Origin of the sequence: Embleya sp. NPDC056575 (assembly GCF_042793325.1) — a bacterium.
Lineage (GTDB): Bacteria > Actinomycetota > Actinomycetes > Streptomycetales > Streptomycetaceae > Embleya.
In genome coordinates, this window is sequence record NZ_JBHTVA010000069.1 from 39276 (window position 1) to 56023 (window position 16748).

A 16748-nucleotide genomic window follows, 5' to 3' on the forward strand; every position below is an offset into this window, starting at 1 on the left:
CCCGTGCGTTCCGAACGGTGTTCGTCACGAACAACGTATGTTCCGAACAGTGTTCCGTCAAGGCGTTATGCTCGGACCATGTCGAACCCTCCCGGCGCACCTCGACGGTCCGCCCCCGCCGCCCCGGTCAGCCGCCGCACCCGCCCGGCCAAGGCCGCGCTCAGCGCCGACGCGCTCGTGTCCGCCGCGCTCGCGATCCTGGACGCGGACGGGCTGGACGCGGTGACCATGCGGCGGGTCGCGCAGGCGCTCGACACGGGCGCGGCGTCGCTGTACGTCTATGTGGCGAACCGGGACGAGCTACTGGCGCTGGTCTACGACCGGGTGGTGGGCGAGATCCCGCTGCCCGCCGTCGGCCCGGTCGGCGCGCCGGTGCCGCACTGGCGGGCGGAGCTGACCACGCTGATCGGCAACGCCGTCACCGTCCTCGGCGACCGGCGCGGCATCGCGTCGGTGGCCCTGGGCGACGTCCCGACCGGCCCCAACGCCCTGGCCCTCGCCGACACGATCCTGGCCCTGCTGGCCGGCGCGGACGTCGACGACCTCACCCGCTCGCTCGCCCTGGACCTGATCAACCTGTACATCACCGCCGCCGCGACCGAACAGTCCGCCTACGCCGCCAAGGGCGAACATGGTCAAACGGAGGAGGGCGCGGTGGCCGAAATGAACGAAACCTTCGCCCGCCTGTCCGCGACCGAATACCCCCACCTGGTCGCGATTCGCCCCACACTCACCGAGGGCTCCGGCGACGAACGCGACGCCTGGGCGATCGAGGTCTTGCTCAACGGCATCCTGTGCACCCCGGCCCGACCGGCCTGAACCCACGCCCCGCCGAACACCCATCGGCCGGCGATCTCCGGTATAGCTGACAGGTCGTCGGATCGCCCGCCCTTCCGGTGACGCCGCCCGTGTCGATTCGCCACGTCCCGAGGTTGCCCGTGTCCGATGCCTGGTCCCTCGCGCTGATCATCGGCGCGATCGTGCTGCTGGGCGCGACCGTGCAGCGGCTCAGCGGGATGGGGTTCGCGCTGGTGGCCGCGCCGGGCCTGGTGCTGCTGCTCGGGCCCGCGCAGGGGGTGGTGCTGTGCAACGCCGGGACGTGCGTGATCAGCGCGATCGGCCTGGCCACCTCCTGGCGACGGGTCCGGCCCGCCACGATGGTGCCGTTGGTGGTCGCGGCGGCATGCACCGTGCCGCTGGGCGCGTGGATGGCCGCACACCTGCCGGAGCCGTGGTTGCTCACCGGGATCGGCGCGGCGGTGTGTCTGGCCGTCGTCCTGGTCATGCACGGTGTCCGGGTACCGGCGCTGCGGGCCCGGCGCGGCGCGGTGGCCGCCGGCGCGGCGAGCGGCTTCATGAACTCCTCGGCCGGCGTCGGCGGCCCCGCGGTGTCCCTGTACGCCCTCAACGCCGGCTGGACCGCGGCCGAGTTCGTGCCCAACGCCCAGTTCTACGGCGTCGTGGTCAACGTCTTCTCCCTGGCCGCCAAGACCCCACCCCACCTGACCGCCCCGGCCTGGACCACGACGATCACCGCCCTCCTCGTCGGCGCCGTCCTCGGCCGCCTCCTGGCCGCCCGCACCCCCGAACACCGGGCCAAACGCACCGTGCAATGGCTCGCCCTCGCCGGCGGCACCACCACCCTCACCAAGGGCCTGTGGACCCTGTGACCCCGGACCGACACCGACCGCGCGCGACGGCCCGGCCGGCGAATCGGCACCGCGTGCGGTCATGGCGGTGTCGTGGGACGCGGCGACACCATCGGATGATCAGAATGGGCGTCATGGTTGATGTCGCCGACTCCACGCCCACCGCCCCACCACGTCCGGCGCCCAGCGGCGCCGGACGCACCGCCGCCGAGGTGGAGAAGTTGCGTGGGGTACGGCGGATGAAGGTGATCGCCACCGGGTTTCTGGTGTTCGCCGTCGTGTTGTTCGTATTGGCGCGGTGGGCCGAGTCTCGGGGGGCCGGGGCGTGGGCCGGATACGTACAGGCGGCGGCGGAGGCCGGGATGGTCGGCGCGATGGCCGACTGGTTCGCGGTGACCGCGCTGTTCCGGCGCCCGCTCGGGCTGCCGATCCCGCACACCGCGATCATCCCGACCCGCAAGGACGCCCTCGGGCGCAACCTCGGCGAGTTCGTCGGCGAGAACTTCCTCTCCGACGCGGTGGTGCGGCAACGCCTGGCCCGCATGGACGTCTCCCGACGCGCCGGCACCTGGCTGGCCGCCCCCGGGCACGCCGAACGGGTCACCGAACAGCTGGGCGCGCTCGCCCGCGCCGCGCTGACCGTGCTGCGCGACGAGGACGTGCAGAACGTGTTCGGCCAGGCGATCACCCGTCGGGTCTCCGCGCAGGCCGTCGCCCAGCCGATCGGCGAACTGCTCGACCGGCTCGTGCGCGACGGCGCCCACCACGGCCTGGTCGACCTGGTGGCGACCAAGGCGCACGACTGGCTGGAGACGCATCGCGAGGCCGTGCTGCGCGTGGTCAGCGAGGAGTCCCCCGGCTGGTCCCCGCGTTTCCTGGACCGACAGATCGCCAACAAGGTGCACCGCGAACTCGTGCGCTTCGCGGGCGCGGTGCGCGACGACCCGGAGCACACGGCCCGACTCGCCATCGACACCTTCCTCGCCGACGTGGCCCGCGACCTCCAGCACGACCCGGCGATGATCGCGCAGATAGAGCGGCTGCGCGACCGCACCATCGCACACCCGGCCGTGCAGGACCTGATCGCGTCGGTGTGGGGCGCCGCCCGCGCGATGCTCGTCGAGGCCACCGAGGACCCCGACAGCGCGCTGCGCAATCGGGCGACCGACGCGATCCGCTCTCTGGCGACCCGGCTCGCCGAGGACCCGCGCGTGCGCGGCAAGGCCGACCGTTGGATCGAGCAGGCCGCCGCCTACGTGGTGACCACCTACCGCGACGAGATCACCGCGCTGATCACCGACACCGTCGGCGCCTGGGATCCCAAGGAGACCAGCCGCAAGATCGAGATCAACGTCGGCCGCGACCTCCAGTTCATCCGGATCAACGGCACCGTCGTCGGCGCGCTGGTCGGCCTGCTGATCCACACCCTCACCCAGGTGCTCGGCTGAACCGACCCCGACCCCGGCGACGGCGCCGCCGCACTCAGCTGCTCGGCCGCGCCGACTCCGACAACTCCTCCGCCCGCGCCTTGGCCGCCCGCAGGTCCACCTTGCCCGCCGCCGTGCGCGGGATCGACTCGACGAAGTGGATGCGCTTGGGCGTCTTGTAGCCCGCGATCCGGGTCCGGGCGTGCGCGGTGATCGCCTCCGCACCCGGGTCGGCGCCCTCGCGCAGCACCACGAGCGCGGTGACCGCCTGGCCGAAGCGCGGGTCGGGGACTCCGACCACGACCGCGTCGAACACGTCCGCGTGCGACTTGAGCGCGTCCTCCACCTCGTCCGGGTACACCTTCTCGCCACCGGTGTTGATGGTCGCGCTGCCCCGCCCGAGCAGCAGGATGCCGCCGTCCTTGTCCAGCTGTGCGTAGTCGCCCGGCAACACCCACCGCCGCCCGTTCGCGTCCCGCACGAACGTGGCGCGCGTCTTCTCGTCGTCGCCGTGATACCCGAGCGGGATGTGCCCGCCGACGGCCAGTCGGCCCACGTCGCCCGAGCCCGGCTCGACCGGCACCAGGCGATCGTCCAGGACCGTCGTGGTCTCCGAGGAGGCGAAGCGGGTGGCCGTGCCCGGCGCGCCGGTCTGCCGCATGGCGGCGCCGGTCTCCGACGCGCCGAAGCTGTCGATCACGAACATCCCGGCCTGTTCGAGCGCGGTCCGCACCGCCGCGCTCATCGGCGCCCCGCCGTTGCTGATCGCCTTGAGCGCGGACAGGTCGTAGGTGTCGGGGTTGGCCGCCAGCCAGTCCGCGAGGGGCCGGCCCATGCCGTCGCCGACCACGGCCATCGACAGTGCCTTCTCCCGCGACGCCAGCGCCATCACCGCGTCCGCCTCGAAGGCGCGCCCGGTCCACATCAGGAACGTGTTGCCCATGTAGAAGGTGTTCCACATCGACCACTGCCCGCCGCCGTGCATCATCGGCGCCAGGCCGAGCGTGGTCATACCGGCCGACTCGCGCACCGTCTCCGCGAGTTCGCCCGGCGTGCGCAACTTCGGCCGGGCGCCGCGCCCGGCCTGGAGGGCGGCGAAGAAGATGTCCTCGCCGCGCCACAGCACACACTTGGGCATCCCGGTGGTGCCGCCGGTGTACAGGCCGTACAGGTCGTCGTCGCTGCGCGCGCCGAAGTCGCGCGCGGGCGAGGCCGCGGCGAGCGCGTCCTCGTAGCCCACGGTGTCCTCGGCCGGTTCGGTCGAGCCGTCCTCCAGGATCACCACGTGCCGCAGCGTCGGGAAGTCGGCTCGGATCGCCGCGGTCGCGCCGGCGAACGAGCGCTCGGCGATCACCGCGACCATGCCCGAGTTCTCGTACAGGTAGCGCAGTTCGGCCTCGACGTAGCGGTAGTTGATGTTGATCGGTACCGCCCGCGCCTTGTAACAGCCGATCATCGCCTCGACCCACTCCGCGCGGTTCCACGCGTGGATCCCGACGAAGTCCCCGGGCTCGATCCCGGCCCCGAGCAGGTGGTGCGCGACCCGGTTGGCCCGCTCGTCCAGTTGACGGTATGTCAGGCGTACCTCGCCCGCGATCATCGCGGTGCGGTCGGGGATCGCGTCCACCACGATCTCGAACAGGTCGGCGAGGTTGAACGACGGGCTGACGGGCGTCATGGTCGGCTCCCACGGCGGATGTACGGATGCTCCCGAGGCCGGGGATCCGGGGCCGAGGCGGGGATCCCATCCGGTCGGAAGCAGGGTCGGGCCAACTTACCCTTGACTCGATCAAAAGAATAGCCGCGCCATGATCCGGCGAAGCACCGTCGGAACCCGCCCACCCGGCGGTGATTTCTCGCCACGAAGGCCCGGCGTATGTCCCCGAACAGCCGGTTGCTCCCCGCTCGCGCGGCCACGCCCGACCCACGACCGAAGTGCGCTCCCGGCGCCCGGCCGCGACATCGCCGAAATTTTCCGATCGATCGACGCAACCCGCGCGGCCGCACACGCGTCGAGATGATGAGGACCCGCCGGGGGATTGCCGTCCCTGACCCGGCGGGCCCGTTTCATGCCGAAGTTTTCCGATGGCACATCACGTGCCCTTGAACTCCGGGGTCTTCTTCTCCGCGAAGGCTCGCGGACCGATCTTGGCGTCGTCGCTCATGAATACCCGCATTCCGATCCGCGACTCCAGCTTGAACGCATCTTCCTCGGTCAACTGGTCGGTTTCACGCAGAACGCGCAGGACCGCCTGAACGGCGAGCGGACCGTTGGCGGCGATCTGGTGGGCGATCTCCTTCGCCTTCTCCAACGCGCCGCCGTCGGGTACGACATGCCCGATCAGACCGAGCTCCTTGGCTTCGGGCGCCTTGATGTGGCGGCCCGTCAACAGCAGGTCGGCGGCGACAGTGTACGGAATCTGCCGGCGCAGGCGCACCGCCGACCCGCCGAGCGGGAAAAGACCCCAGCGCACCTCGGAAACCCCGAAGCGGGCCGACTCGCCGGCCACCCGGATGTCGGTGGCCTGGAGGATCTCGGTGCCGCCCGCGATGGCCGGGCCCTCGATGGCGGCGATCAACGGCTTGGTGAGGGTGAAGCCCTTGAGACACCACTTCATCACGGACATGTCCATGGCCGGCCTGCCCTCGCCGCCCTTGAACGCGTCGCCGGGCGCGCGCCGGCTCATCGCCTTCAGGTCGGCGCCCGCGCAGAACGCGCCGCCGGCGCCGGTGAGGATGGCCACCCGGATCTCGGGGTTGTCGTTCACCTCGTCCCAGGCGGCCTCCAGGATCTCGACCATCTCGCCGGTGACCGCGTTGCGGGCCTCGGGGCGGTTCATCGTGATGACCAGGACGGGGCCGTCCCGCTCGACCAGGGCGTGCGGTTCGCTCATGTCTGTTCGTCTCCAGAAGATCCGGGAATCACGGGATGCGGCGCCGGCGCGACCGCACCTGGGGTGGGCCGGGACAGGCCCCGGGGCGAGCCGGTCAGGCGAACTCCCCCGCCGGCGTGGCCGCGAAGCCGGCGCCGATCCGCAGCGCCTGCTCGGTGGCGCCGCCGAGGGAGAGTTCGAGCTGCTTGGCGTGGTTGAAGTAGCGGTGCACGAAGTGCTCCTCGGCCACGCCCATCCCGCCGTGCACATGCACCGCGGCGTGCGCGACCCGGTGGCCGCCGTCGGCCGCCCAGAACTTCGCGGTCGCGATCGCCTCGGCGGAATCCAGGCCCTCGGCCACCCGCCAGGCCGCCTGCCAGGTGGTCAGCCGGATCGCCTCGACGTCGATGTACGCGTCGGCGAGCCGGTGCCCCACCGCCTGGAAGGAGCCGATCGGCCGCTTGAACTGGACCCGCTCGCTCGCGTACTTTGCGGTCTCGCGCATCGCCTTCTCGGTCACCCCGAGCTGGGTCGCGCACAACGCGAGTGTGGCCAGCTCGCGCAGGTGCACCGCCGCGTCCGGGCCGGCGAGCGCGGTGCCGACGGCCCGCTCAAGGGTGACCAGGCCCGCTATCTCCTTGGCCGTGGTCAGCTGGGCCTCGATCCGCACGCCGGGCGCCTTCGGGTCGACCAGGAACACCCCCGCGTGGCCGTCGCCGAGGTCCGCGGACACCAGGATCAGGTCGGCGACGGTCGCCGCCGGGACCCCGGTCTTGACCCCGTCGAGGTGCCAGACCCCGTCCGTGCACACCGCCTTCGTCGCGGGCGCGGCGCCGTCTCGGCCGTACGGCTCGGCGAGCGCGTAGGTCAGGATCCGCGAACCGTCCACCGCGCCCGGCAGCCAGGCCGCCTTCTGCTCGTCGGTGCCCATCCGGCTCAGCAGCGACGCGGCGACCACGATCGAGGGCCCGAACGGCACCGGTGCGAGCGTGCGGCCGATCTGTTCCAGGATCAGACACTGCTCGAACACGCCGTAGCCGGAGCCGCCGAACTCCTCCGGCAGGCCGATCCCGAGCAGGTTGGCCTTGGCCAGCTCCGCCCACAACTCGCGGTCCAGGCGCGGCGCGCCGTCCTGCTCGACCCGCTTGTCCAGCGCGGTCAGCGCCTCGTGGGTGACCCGCTCACCGAGGATCCGCCCCGCCAGGCCCACCAGGTCCTGCTGTTCTTCCGTGTAACCGAAGTCCATTTCACCTGTCCTTGTCAGCGTGGTGACGGCGGGTCAGCGCGGCGGCCGGGGCAGCCCGAGGCCCAGCATCGCGATCATGTCGCGCTGTACCTCGTTGGTGCCGCCACCGAAGGTGAGGATGAGCGCCGTGCGGTGCATCTTCTCCAGCCGGCCGCGCAACACCGCGCCCGGCGAGTCCTGCTGGAGGTAGGCGTCCTCGCCCAGGCACTCCATCAGCAACCGGTAGGCCTCGGTGGCGAATTCGGTTCCGAAGATCTTGGTCGCCGAGGCGTCCGACGGGCCGACCTTGGCACCGTGGTCGACCGCCCAGGCGATCTTCCAGTTGACCAGCTTGAGGAACTCCACCTTGGCGTGCACCCGGCCGAGGTTGGCCTGGACGTGCTCCCGGTCGATCACGCGCGAGCCGTCCGGCAACACCGCCCGCTCGGCCCAGCGCCGGGTCTCGTGCAGCGCGAGCTGGATGCCCGCGGCCGAACACAGCGCCACCCGCTCGCGGTTGAGCTGCCCGGTGATCAGCTTCCAGCCGCCGTTGAGTTCGCCGACCATGGCCGACGCGGGCACCCGGACGTTCTCGTAGAAGGTCTGCGAGGTGGTCTGGCCGCCCATGGTCTTGATCGGGGTCCAGGAGAAGCCCTCGGCGTCGGTGGGCACCAGGAACATGGTCAGCCCCTTGTGCCGGGGTGCGTCCGGGTCGGTACGCGCGGCCAGCCACACGTAGTCGGCGACGTGGATCAGCGAGGTCCACATCTTCTGCCCGTTGATGATCCAGTCGTCGCCGTCGCGGACCGCCTTGGTGGTCAGCGCGGCGAGGTCGGTGCCCGCGCCCGGCTCGGAGTAGCCGATCGAGAAGTGCATGTCGCCGGCGAGGATCTTCGGCAGGAAGAAGTCGCGCTGCTCCTGCGTGCCGTACTCCATCAGGGTCGGGCCGACCGTGTTGATGGTCAGGAACGGCACCGCGGCGCCGGCCAGGGTGGCCTCGTCGGTGAAGATCAGCTGTTCGAGCATGGTGCGGTCCTGGCCGCCGTACTCCTTGGGCCAGCCGATGCCCAGCCAGCCGTCCTCGCCCATGCGCTTGACGACGCGGCAGTACGCGCCGTCCTTGCCCATCAGGCTGGTCTCGCCCGCTGCCTGCTCGGCCCGGATCTCGGGCGTCATGATCCGCGCGAAGTATTCGCGCAGTTCCCGTCGCAGGTCCTCCTGCTCGGGTGTGTAGGCGATGTGCACGTGGTCTCCCTGATAGCCGTGGGCCTGGTTGGCCGTGGACCTTGCCGGCCGTGGACGCTGTCTGTCGGTCGCGGGACGCGGGGTCGAGGACCCCGGGCGGTCGCCGGGTTCACCCCCGGGGCAGGCCCAGGATGCGTTCGGCGACGACGTTGAGCTGGATCTCCCGGGTGCCGCCGCCGAGCAGGACCGCGGGCAGCGAGAGGTAGTCGGTGATCGGTTCGCCGGCGGGGCCGTCGAGGTGTGTGCCGCCGGGGCCGAACCGCTCCAGGCGCGCGGTGACCACGGCCCGCTGGTGCTCGGTGACCGCGAGCTTGAGCACGCTGGAGGCGGCGCCCGGGTTGAGCCCGGACAGGCGCTGGAGGGTCGAGCGCAGGGTGAGGGCGCGCAGCGCGAAGTTCTCCGCCGCGAAGGCGCCGAGCCGGCCGAGCAGCGCGGGGTCGTCGGCGGCGGCCTCTCCCGCGAGGTCGGCGACCAGCTTGCCGAACGCCTGCATGCCCGGACCGCCGGCGATCATCACGCGCTCGTTGGCCAGCGTCGTGCGGGCGATCCGCCAGCCGCCGTTCACCTCGCCGATCACCTGGTCGTCGGGGACGAACACGTCGTCCAGGTAGACCTCGTTGAACTCGGACCGGCCGTTGGCCTGCTTGAGCGGCCGCACGTCGATCCCGGGCGTGGCCATGTCCACCACGAAGTAGGTGATGCCCTTGTGCTTGGCCGCGTCCGGGTCGGTGCGGGCCAGGCAGATGCCGAAGTGCGCCTCGTGCGCCTTGGAGTTCCACACCTTCTGGCCGTTCAGCCGCCAGCCGCCGTCGACCTTGGTGGCCCGGGTGGCCAGCGCCGCGAGGTCGGAGCCGGCGCCCGGTTCGCTGAACAGCTGGCACCAGACGATGTCGCCGCGCAGGGTGGCCGGCACGTACGCGTCGCGCTGCGCCTCGGTGCCGTGCGCCATGATCGTGGGCAGCGCGAACTCGCCGATGACGGTGCTCGGCGGGGTCAGTCCGATGCGGGCGAACTCCTGCTGGATGACCACCTGTTGGGCCGGGTCGGCGGCGATCCCGTACGGCCTGGGGTAGTGCGGCGAGACGTAGCCGAGTTCGGCGAGGCGCTGCCGGCGGGCGGGCTCGGGCAGCACGTTCGCCGCCTCCAGGTTCGCCGCCGCCTCGGCCCGGAAGGCGCCCGTGTCGCCCTCGTCGAGTTCGAGGTCGAAGCGCCGGGTGGGGCCGCCCGCGAGCGCGGCGCGGCCGAGCCGTTCGGTCCACTCCCCCGCCGGGCCGAGCCACTGGCCGAGGAAGACGGCCCGGCGCCAGTACAGGTGGATGTCGTGTTCCCAGGTGAAACCGATGCCGCCGAGCATGGTGATGCAGTCGAGCGCAGTCTCGCGGGCCAGGGGCAGGCAGAGCACGGCGGCCTCGGCGGCGGCCAGGGCCAGTTGTTCGTCGGCGTCGGGGGCGGTGTCGTCGGCGGCCCGGGCCGCGTCCCAGGCAGCGGCGCCCGCGAGTTCGAGCCGGGTGAACAGGGTGGCGGCCTTGTGCTTGATCGCCTGGAACGAGCCGACCGCGACGCCGAACTGCTCGCGGATCTTGACGTAGGCCAGCGCGGTCTCGAAGCACCAGCGGGCCACCCCGACGGCCTCGGCGGCGGCCAGCACGGCGGCGAGTTCGCGCACCCGGGCGGTGGTGACGCCGGCCAGTACCTGGGACGCGGTGATCTCCAGGCCGTTCGCGCGCACCCGGGCCACGCCGCGGGCCAGGTCGAGCGGGCCGAGGGCGGTGACCTCGACGGCCGCGCCGGGCTCGGCCACGAACCAGACCTCTTCGGCCGAGGCCGGGTCGGCGTCGGTGCGGGCACCGAGCAGCAGGTAGGTCGCGCCGATCGCGCCCGGGACCGGTTCGACGGCGCCGTGGATCTCCCAACCGACCTTGGTGGCGCGCGCGGTCAGGCCCGGTACGACGGCGACCGCGCCGCGGGCGCCCTCGGCGAACGCCGGCAGCAGCGCCTTGGCCGGTTCGGGGCCGGCGTGGCGGGCCAGCACGGCGCTGGTGAGCACGCTGGGCAGGTACGGGCCGGGCAGCAGGCCGCGGCCGGTCTCCTCGACGGCGACGGCCAGTTCGAGCAGCCCGGCGCCCGCGCCGCCGTACTCCTCGGGAAGGTGCACGGCGGTCAGGCCCTGGCCGACCAGCGCGGCCCAGCAGTCCGGCAGCGCGCCGGCGGACAGGTGTTCGGCGGCGCGGCGGGTGCTCTCGATCGAGGCGTGGCGAGCGACGAAACCGGCTACCGATTCCGCGAACGCCTGATGCTCGGTGGCGAATCCGATCGGCACTGTGTACTCCCTCACCAATACTTGTCTCGATCAAGTAAGCAGACAGGCTACCTGACTGGATCCTGGGTGGCCAGATCCGCGCGGCCGGCCGGCGGCGTGTGGCGGGCGGGCGCGGGTGCGCCGGGGTTCAGTTCGGGCGGGTGGACGGCAGGCCCAGCTTGCGGTGGTCCCAGGAGACGATCCGGTCCGGGACGACCTTGATCACCACACGCTTGTTCAGCATCATCTCCACGGCCGGGCGCAGCTCCTCGGTGTACGGCGCCGCGTAGCGGCTGAACACGCTCACCCCCAGCTCCCAGATCCGCTCCGGCTCCTCGACCACCTCGGCCCTGCCGACGATGGACACCCCGCGCAGTTCCTCGTAGTACTCGCCGGTCTCGACCAGGCAGGTGATGGTCGGATTGCGCCGCACGTTCAGCACCTTCTGCGCACGGGCCTTGCTCTCCAGGGCGACGTCGCCCTCCAGGAAGCCGTACCACATGCCGATCGAGTGGATGCTGCCGTCGGCGTTGAGCGTGGACATCGTCATCGAGTGCCGCCCGGCCAGGAACGCGGCGACCTCCTCGTCCGTCATCCGGACCCGGTCCCGCTGCTTGACGCCGTGGCCCATGTGCTCGCCCATACCGCCCTCCCCTTTTGATTGCCTGAATCAACCATTTGTACACTGCCATGCCCGGGGCTCGATTGACAGACCGTCAGTTTTGGCACCACGCAGGCCCGGAACGATGATTGACACTGCGTCAGGTCCTGCCTAGCGTCGGCGCCATGACCCGAACCGACGACTCCGAGGTCCCCGACTACCCGGCCCGGTTCCGGCTCGACGGGCGCGGGGTCGTGCTGCTCGGGGCGGGCCAGGGCATCGGCCGGCAGACCGCACACGCGCTCGCCCAGTGCGGGGCCCGGGTGTTCGCCGTGGACCGCGACCCGGAGCTGGCAGACGACATCGCCGGCGAGATCGACGGCATCGCCTGGTCCGGCGACGCCACCTCCCGCGCCGACGCCACCCGCATGTGGGCAGACGTCGAGGCGCGCCTGGGCCGCGCCCACGCGATCGTCGACATCATCGGCATGAGCCGCTACGCCGACCTGCTGTCCATCACCGACGAGGACTGGACCTGGCACCAGGACGTGGTGCTGCGCCACGCCCTGCTCGCCCTGCAACTGGGCGGCGCGCACCTGGCCGCGCACGGCGGCGGCGCGATCACCTTCGTCGCCTCGGTGTCCGGCCTCACCGGCGCCCCGATGCACGCGGCCTACGGCGCCGCCAAGGCGGGCCTGATCTCCCTGGTCCGCTCCGCCGCGGTCGAACTGGGCCCACACGGCGTCCGCGTCAACGCGGTGGCCCCCGGCGTCGTCTGGACCCCGAGGGTCTCCGCCTACCTGGGCGAACCGGGCCGCAAGGCCAACACCGCCAACGCCCCCCTGAACGACGTGGCCCTCCCCGCCGACATAGCCGGCCCCCTGCTCTTCCTCACCACCGACCTGTCCCGCTACCTCAGCGGCCAGGTCCTCACCGTCGACGGCGCGGTGAGCGCCAAGTTCCCGTACCCCCTCCCGGACATGGACGCGGCGCCGCACTGAGCGAGGCACATTCACCCACACGGTTGATTCCCAAACCCACCTGGGACGCCATGGGTGGCAAATTTGAGCCGGCACGAGTGCGCAGGCCCCGTGGATCTCGTGGTTGCCGTGACGGCACGTCACCATGGGCTGACGCTGTTACATCTCGACCGCGACTTCGAGGTCGTCGCCAAGCTCACCGGGCAACCCGTCGAGCGCATCGACGCCCGCCGACCCCCGCCTGAGAGGATGCCGGGGAGGCTGACGACGGTAGCGAGTAGTGGAGCGAGGAGTACGCGGTGAGCGATGTACGGCGCGTAGGGGTGGTAGGGGCCGGGCTGATGGGGTCCGGGATCGTCGAGGTGTGTGCGAAGGCCGGGCTCGACGTGCTGGTGGCGGAGACCAACGCGGCGGCGGCCGAGGCCGGGCGCGCCCGGGTGACCAAGTCGATCGATCGTGGGGTGAAGGCGGGCAAGCTCGCCGAGGCCGATCGTGACGCCGCGCTGGCGCGGGTGACCTACACCACCGATCTGGGCGAGTTCGCCGATCGTGACCTGGTGATCGAGGCGGTGGCCGAGATCGAGGAGGTCAAGACGCAGATCTTCGCCACCCTGGACAAGGTCGTCACGCGCGAGGACGCGATCCTGGCGTCCAATACGTCCTCGATCCCGATCATGAAGCTGGGCATGGCCACGTCCCGGCCGCAGCAGGTCGTCGGGATCCACTTCTTCAACCCCGTGCCGGTGCAGAAGCTGGTCGAGCTGGTGCCCTCGCTGCTCACCGACGAGAGCACGGCGGCGCGCGCCGAGGCGTTCGCGTCCGAGGTGCTGGGCAAGACGGTGATCCGCTCGCAGGACCGCGCCGGCTTCGTGGTCAACTCGCTCCTGGTGCCTTATCTGCTCTCCGCGATCCGGATGTTCGAGTCCGGCTTCGCCTCGGCCGAGGACATCGACAACGGCATGGTGCTCGGCTGCGCGCACCCGATGGGCCCACTGCGGCTGACCGACCTGATCGGCCTGGACACGATCAAGGCGGTCGCGGACAGCCTCTACGACGAGTTCAAGGAGCAGCTCTACAGCTCGCCGCCGCTGCTGCTGCGCATGGTCGACGCCGGGCTGCTCGGCAAGAAGACCGGGCGCGGCTTCTACCAGTACTGAGCCCGGCCCCACACGCACCGCGAGGGCGGTCCCGATCGGGGCCGCCCTCGCGTCGTGTGTGGTCGGACTACGGCGTGCGCGCCTCGACCTTGTCGATCCGTACCGGCTCGCGGCCCTGTGCCGGGACCGCCTCCGCCCCCGGCGCCCGCTGGTCGGCCTTGGCCACCACGACCGCCTGGCCCGTCTGCAGCGGGACCTCCTTGATCAGCAGCACCACGATCAGCGCGAGCAGCCCGAACGGCGCCGCGAACAGGAAGATGTCGCCCACCGCGTGGCCGTAGGAGTTCTCCACGATGCCGCGCGCCGGCTCCCGCAGGTGGTGCACGTTCGGGATCCCGCCCCCGCCGCCGGCGCCCGACTTCAGTCCCGCGTCGGAGAGGTAGCCGGTGACCTTGGTCGCCATCACCGCGCCGAGCGCCGAGACGCCGACCGCACCACCCAGGCTGCGGAAGAACGCGACGACCGAGCTGGCCGCGCCCAACTGGTGCACCGGCACCGCGTTCTGCACCGCGAGCACCAGGTTCTGCTGGAGCGCGCCGACGCCCATGCCGAGCAGGAACATGTACACCCCGAGCACCCACAGGTTCGTGTCCGCGCGGGTGGTGCTCATCAGGGTCAGCCCGATGGTCAGCGAGACGCCGCCCATCACCAGGTAGCGCTTCCAGAACCCGGTCGCGGTGATCAGCTTGCCGACCACCGTCGAGGCGATCACCAGACCGCCGATCATCGGCAGCGTCATCAGGCCGGACACGGTCGGCGACTTGCCGCGGGCGATCTGGAAGTACTGGCTGAGGAAGACCGACGAGCCCATCATCGCCAGACCCACCGCGAGGCTGCCGAGCACGGCCAGCACGATGGTGCGCTGCTTGAACAACCACAGCGGGATGATCGGCTCCGCCGCCCGACCCTCGACCCGGATGGCCAGCACGATCAGCAGCAGCGAGCCGAGCACCATGGCCGCGGTCTGCCAGGAGACCCAGGCGTAGTTCTTGCCCGCCAGCGAGACCCACACGAGCAGCACCGACACACCGGCGCTGATCAGCGTCGCGCCCAGGTAGTCGATGGTGACCTCACGCTTGACCACCGGCAGCTTCAGGGTCTTCTGCAGGATGACGATCGCGGCCACCGCGAACGGTACGCCGACGTAGAAGCACCAGCGCCAGCCCAGCCACGGGGTGTCCACGATCACGCCGCCGATCAGCGGCCCGCCGACGGTGGCCAGCGCGAAGGTGGCGCCGAGGTAGCCGCTGTAGCGGCCCCGCTCGCGCGGCGAGATCATCGCGGCCATGATCACCTGCGCCAGGGCGGTGAGACCGCCGACGCCGACGCCCTGGATGACCCGACAACCGATCAGCATGCTCGTGTTCTGCGATAGGCCGGCCAGCGCGGAGCCCGCCACGTAGATCACCAGCGCGAGCTGGACCAGCAGCTTCTTGCTGGTCAGGTCGGCGAGCTTGCCCCAGATCGGGGTGGTCGCGGTCATCGCGAGCAGCGTCGCGGTGACCACCCAGGTATAGGAGGTCTGGCTGCCGTGCAGGTCGGAGATGATCCGCGGCAGGGCGTTGGACACGATCGTGGACGACAGGATGGCCACGAACATGCCCAGGAGCAGCCCCGACAGGGCCTCCATGATCTGCCGGTGGGACATCGGCTCCGCCGATGTCTGCGCGGCCGGTGCGTTGCTCATACCTACCCCTTCTGCTGCGGATGCTCTGCGCCCGGACGCGGCTTCCCCACCCCCGACACTCGTTGCTTGGTACAACCATAGCAATCTTTGTTGCTGCAAGCAACTTTCAAGAGATGGTCAAGTCGGCGCGCCTCAAAGTGACCGGGCGACTACGCGGATAGGATCCGCGCTATGGCAAAAACCCCTCAATCGGGCACTTCGGGCGGCAATATCGGCGGTGTCTCGTACCGCACGATCGGCATCGCGGTCGTCGTCGTCCTGAGTGTCTGGTTCGTGCTGGCCAACACCGGCTCGGTGAGCATCCGATTCTGGATCCCGACGCTGGAGGCGCCGCTGTGGATCGTCCTGGTCGGGACGTTCGCCGTGGGCATGTTGACGGGGTGGTGGGTCAGGGCCAACCGGCGCTGAGCCGCCGGATATCCTGGGCCGCATGCTTCGCTCCAGGCTGCGTCCGGCCGTACACGTGGCAAGCCTGTTGACCGCCGGCGTACTCGTGGCCGGCTGTTCGAGCTCCGCCTCCCCCTCCGCCGAACCGTCCGCGGTCACGCCCACGGGATCGAAGACCACGCCCGTCGGCGACACGGTCTGCGCGGGTCTGCTGCCCACGTCGGCGGTGACCGCGCTGCTCCCGGCGGCGCCCGCGTTCACCGGCAAGGACCATGAGCCGCTGCCGCACTACCCCGTGCTGCGCTGCCAGGTGACGGCGGGCGAGCGTTCGTTCGTCGGCTCGGCGTACCTGTTCAACATGGCCGGCGCCGAGCGGGTGCAGTTGCCGGGGCTGACCACCACGGGGTCGGCGCCGCTGGGCAACGGCAAGGACGAGCTATACGGCATGGCCGGTGCGGACGACGCCTGGTTGGTGCAGAACTGCAAGGTGCAAAACGTCGAGAATCCGGTCCCGATGCTGGTCCGGGCCCGCACCCTCGCCCCGGCCGGTGCACCGGACCAGCCGGACCAGCGGCAGCAGTTGGCCGACCTCGCGGTGGACCTGGCCAACGGCGTGGCCAAGGCGGCCGGCTGCGAGTCGGAGCCGGCCCCCCGGCCGGACCGGATCAAGCCCGCGGAAAAACCCGAGCCGATCACCGACGCCCCCGTCTGCGGCATGCTCGACCCCGCCGCGCTCGGCCCCCAGGCGGCCGGCGATCAGCGCGCACGCTGGACGGCCGCCGCGACGCCGCCGGGGGCCGGCGCGATCCAGGGCTGTGACCTGTTCCTGGACAACCGGCGGGTGCTCTCCTTCGCGATCGTGCACGGCTACCTGGCCCCCGGCACCGAGGCCCCGGGTGAACGCGCCGTCCTGTCCGAGCGGCTGCCCACCGGCGGCATCGCCAACGACGCGCAACTCGCGGGCACCGTCGAGGGCAAGGTCCTCGGCATGTGCGACGGGCACACGGTGGCCTACCAACTCAGCCGCCACAACGGCGAGGATCCCCCGGGTCGAACCCTGGGCCAGCCCACCGAACAGTTCTTCCGCGCCTTCGCCGACGGCGCCTCGAAGTGGGGCCTCCGGTGCGAACCGATCAACCCCACCAAACCCGAGGAAGACTGGAAGTTCCGCTCCTGACCCGACGCGGGCCGGCAACGTGAAGGAGGGCGCCGCGCGAA

The 16748-nt window shown here is 71.3% G+C and carries 15 protein-coding genes; 8 read left to right on the plus strand and 7 right to left on the minus strand.

The features are described from left to right. The first annotated feature begins 78 nt into the window (after positions 1 to 78). From ACFRCG_RS38295 to ACFRCG_RS38305, 3 genes are all read left to right on the plus strand, one after another. A complete protein-coding gene (locus tag ACFRCG_RS38295; protein ID WP_380040222.1) occupies positions 79 to 819 on the plus strand; it encodes a TetR/AcrR family transcriptional regulator in 741 nt (246 codons plus the stop codon). Between the two features lie 119 nt (positions 820 to 938). After that, positions 939 to 1670: a TSUP family transporter gene (locus ACFRCG_RS38300; protein ID WP_380040224.1), complete on the plus strand. Its 732-nt coding sequence runs from the start codon at positions 939 to 941 to the stop codon at positions 1668 to 1670. A gap of 113 nt (positions 1671 to 1783) precedes the next feature. Beyond that, a complete protein-coding gene (locus tag ACFRCG_RS38305; RefSeq protein ID WP_380040226.1) occupies positions 1784 to 3097 on the plus strand; it encodes a DUF445 domain-containing protein in 1314 nt (437 codons plus the stop codon). A 34-nt stretch (positions 3098 to 3131) separates the two neighbouring features. Here ACFRCG_RS38305 and ACFRCG_RS38310 read toward each other — a convergent pair whose 3' ends face one another. The 6 genes from ACFRCG_RS38310 to ACFRCG_RS38335 all read right to left on the minus strand — a co-directional run bounded on the left by ACFRCG_RS38310 (position 3132) and on the right by ACFRCG_RS38335 (position 11361). After that, positions 3132 to 4754, minus strand: a complete 1623-nt coding sequence (locus tag ACFRCG_RS38310) for an acyl-CoA synthetase (RefSeq protein WP_380040228.1) — start codon at positions 4752 to 4754, stop codon at positions 3132 to 3134. 415 nt (positions 4755 to 5169) lie between these two features. Next, on the minus strand, positions 5170 to 5970 hold the full coding sequence (locus ACFRCG_RS38315) for a crotonase/enoyl-CoA hydratase family protein (protein ID WP_380040230.1): 801 nt from the start codon (positions 5968 to 5970) through the stop codon (positions 5170 to 5172). Positions 5971 to 6064: 94 nt separating this feature from the next. After that, a complete protein-coding gene (locus ACFRCG_RS38320) occupies positions 6065 to 7195 on the minus strand; it encodes an acyl-CoA dehydrogenase family protein (RefSeq protein ID WP_380040232.1) in 1131 nt (376 codons plus the stop codon). 33 nt (positions 7196 to 7228) lie between these two features. Continuing rightward, the gene (locus tag ACFRCG_RS38325) at positions 7229 to 8419 is read right to left on the minus strand and encodes an acyl-CoA dehydrogenase family protein (protein WP_380040234.1); all 1191 of its coding nucleotides are present in this window, start codon (positions 8417 to 8419) and stop codon (positions 7229 to 7231) included. A gap of 109 nt (positions 8420 to 8528) precedes the next feature. Further along, a complete protein-coding gene (locus ACFRCG_RS38330; RefSeq protein WP_380040236.1) occupies positions 8529 to 10739 on the minus strand; it encodes an acyl-CoA dehydrogenase in 2211 nt (736 codons plus the stop codon). A 127-nt stretch (positions 10740 to 10866) separates the two neighbouring features. Beyond that, positions 10867 to 11361: a pyridoxamine 5'-phosphate oxidase family protein gene (locus ACFRCG_RS38335; RefSeq protein WP_380040238.1), complete on the minus strand. Its 495-nt coding sequence runs from the start codon at positions 11359 to 11361 to the stop codon at positions 10867 to 10869. Positions 11362 to 11504: 143 nt separating this feature from the next. Here ACFRCG_RS38335 and ACFRCG_RS38340 point away from each other — a divergent pair, with 143 nt between their 5' ends. Genes ACFRCG_RS38340 through ACFRCG_RS38350 form a run of 3 tightly spaced genes read left to right on the plus strand, consistent with a single transcriptional unit; the run spans position 11505 to position 13456 of the window. Beyond that, positions 11505 to 12320, plus strand: a complete 816-nt coding sequence (locus ACFRCG_RS38340; RefSeq protein WP_380040240.1) for an SDR family NAD(P)-dependent oxidoreductase — start codon at positions 11505 to 11507, stop codon at positions 12318 to 12320. Between the two features lie 54 nt (positions 12321 to 12374). Beyond that, positions 12375 to 12602: a PIN domain-containing protein gene (locus tag ACFRCG_RS38345; RefSeq protein ID WP_380040242.1), complete on the plus strand. Its 228-nt coding sequence runs from the start codon at positions 12375 to 12377 to the stop codon at positions 12600 to 12602. Beyond that, positions 12599 to 13456, plus strand: a complete 858-nt coding sequence (locus ACFRCG_RS38350) for a 3-hydroxybutyryl-CoA dehydrogenase (protein ID WP_380008426.1) — start codon at positions 12599 to 12601, stop codon at positions 13454 to 13456. The genes ACFRCG_RS38345 and ACFRCG_RS38350 overlap by 4 nt, the downstream gene beginning before the upstream one ends. Before the next feature lie 67 nt (positions 13457 to 13523). Here ACFRCG_RS38350 and ACFRCG_RS38355 read toward each other — a convergent pair whose 3' ends face one another. Beyond that, entirely contained in the window at positions 13524 to 15143 is a 1620-nt protein-coding gene (locus ACFRCG_RS38355; RefSeq protein ID WP_380040244.1) for an MDR family MFS transporter, read from the minus strand. A gap of 171 nt (positions 15144 to 15314) precedes the next feature. Here ACFRCG_RS38355 and ACFRCG_RS38360 point away from each other — a divergent pair, with 171 nt between their 5' ends. After that, positions 15315 to 15551 carry a LapA family protein gene (locus ACFRCG_RS38360; protein ID WP_380040246.1) on the plus strand — a complete coding sequence of 79 codons (237 nt, stop codon included), beginning with the start codon at positions 15315 to 15317 and terminating at the stop codon, positions 15549 to 15551. Positions 15552 to 15573: 22 nt separating this feature from the next. Further along, positions 15574 to 16707: a hypothetical protein gene (locus ACFRCG_RS38365; protein ID WP_380040248.1), complete on the plus strand. Its 1134-nt coding sequence runs from the start codon at positions 15574 to 15576 to the stop codon at positions 16705 to 16707. The last annotated feature ends 41 nt before the right edge of the window (positions 16708 to 16748 follow it).

What these genes read in the sequence shown, in the direction of transcription:
- ACFRCG_RS38295 (WP_380040222.1), top strand. Translation starts at nt 79, where the DNA reads ATGTCGAACCCTCCCGGCGCACCTCGACGGTCCGCCCCCGCCGCCCCG.
- ACFRCG_RS38305 (WP_380040226.1), top strand. Translation starts at nt 1,784, where the DNA reads ATGGTTGATGTCGCCGACTCCACGCCCACCGCCCCACCACGTCCGGCG.
- ACFRCG_RS38310 (WP_380040228.1), bottom strand. Translation starts at nt 4,754, where the DNA reads ATGACGCCCGTCAGCCCGTCGTTCAACCTCGCCGACCTGTTCGAGATC.
- ACFRCG_RS38315 (WP_380040230.1), bottom strand. Translation starts at nt 5,970, where the DNA reads ATGAGCGAACCGCACGCCCTGGTCGAGCGGGACGGCCCCGTCCTGGTC.
- ACFRCG_RS38320 (WP_380040232.1), bottom strand. Translation starts at nt 7,195, where the DNA reads ATGGACTTCGGTTACACGGAAGAACAGCAGGACCTGGTGGGCCTGGCG.
- ACFRCG_RS38335 (WP_380040238.1), bottom strand. Translation starts at nt 11,361, where the DNA reads ATGGGCGAGCACATGGGCCACGGCGTCAAGCAGCGGGACCGGGTCCGG.
- ACFRCG_RS38340 (WP_380040240.1), top strand. Translation starts at nt 11,505, where the DNA reads ATGACCCGAACCGACGACTCCGAGGTCCCCGACTACCCGGCCCGGTTC.
- ACFRCG_RS38355 (WP_380040244.1), bottom strand. Translation starts at nt 15,143, where the DNA reads ATGAGCAACGCACCGGCCGCGCAGACATCGGCGGAGCCGATGTCCCAC.
- ACFRCG_RS38360 (WP_380040246.1), top strand. Translation starts at nt 15,315, where the DNA reads ATGGCAAAAACCCCTCAATCGGGCACTTCGGGCGGCAATATCGGCGGT.
- ACFRCG_RS38365 (WP_380040248.1), top strand. Translation starts at nt 15,574, where the DNA reads ATGCTTCGCTCCAGGCTGCGTCCGGCCGTACACGTGGCAAGCCTGTTG.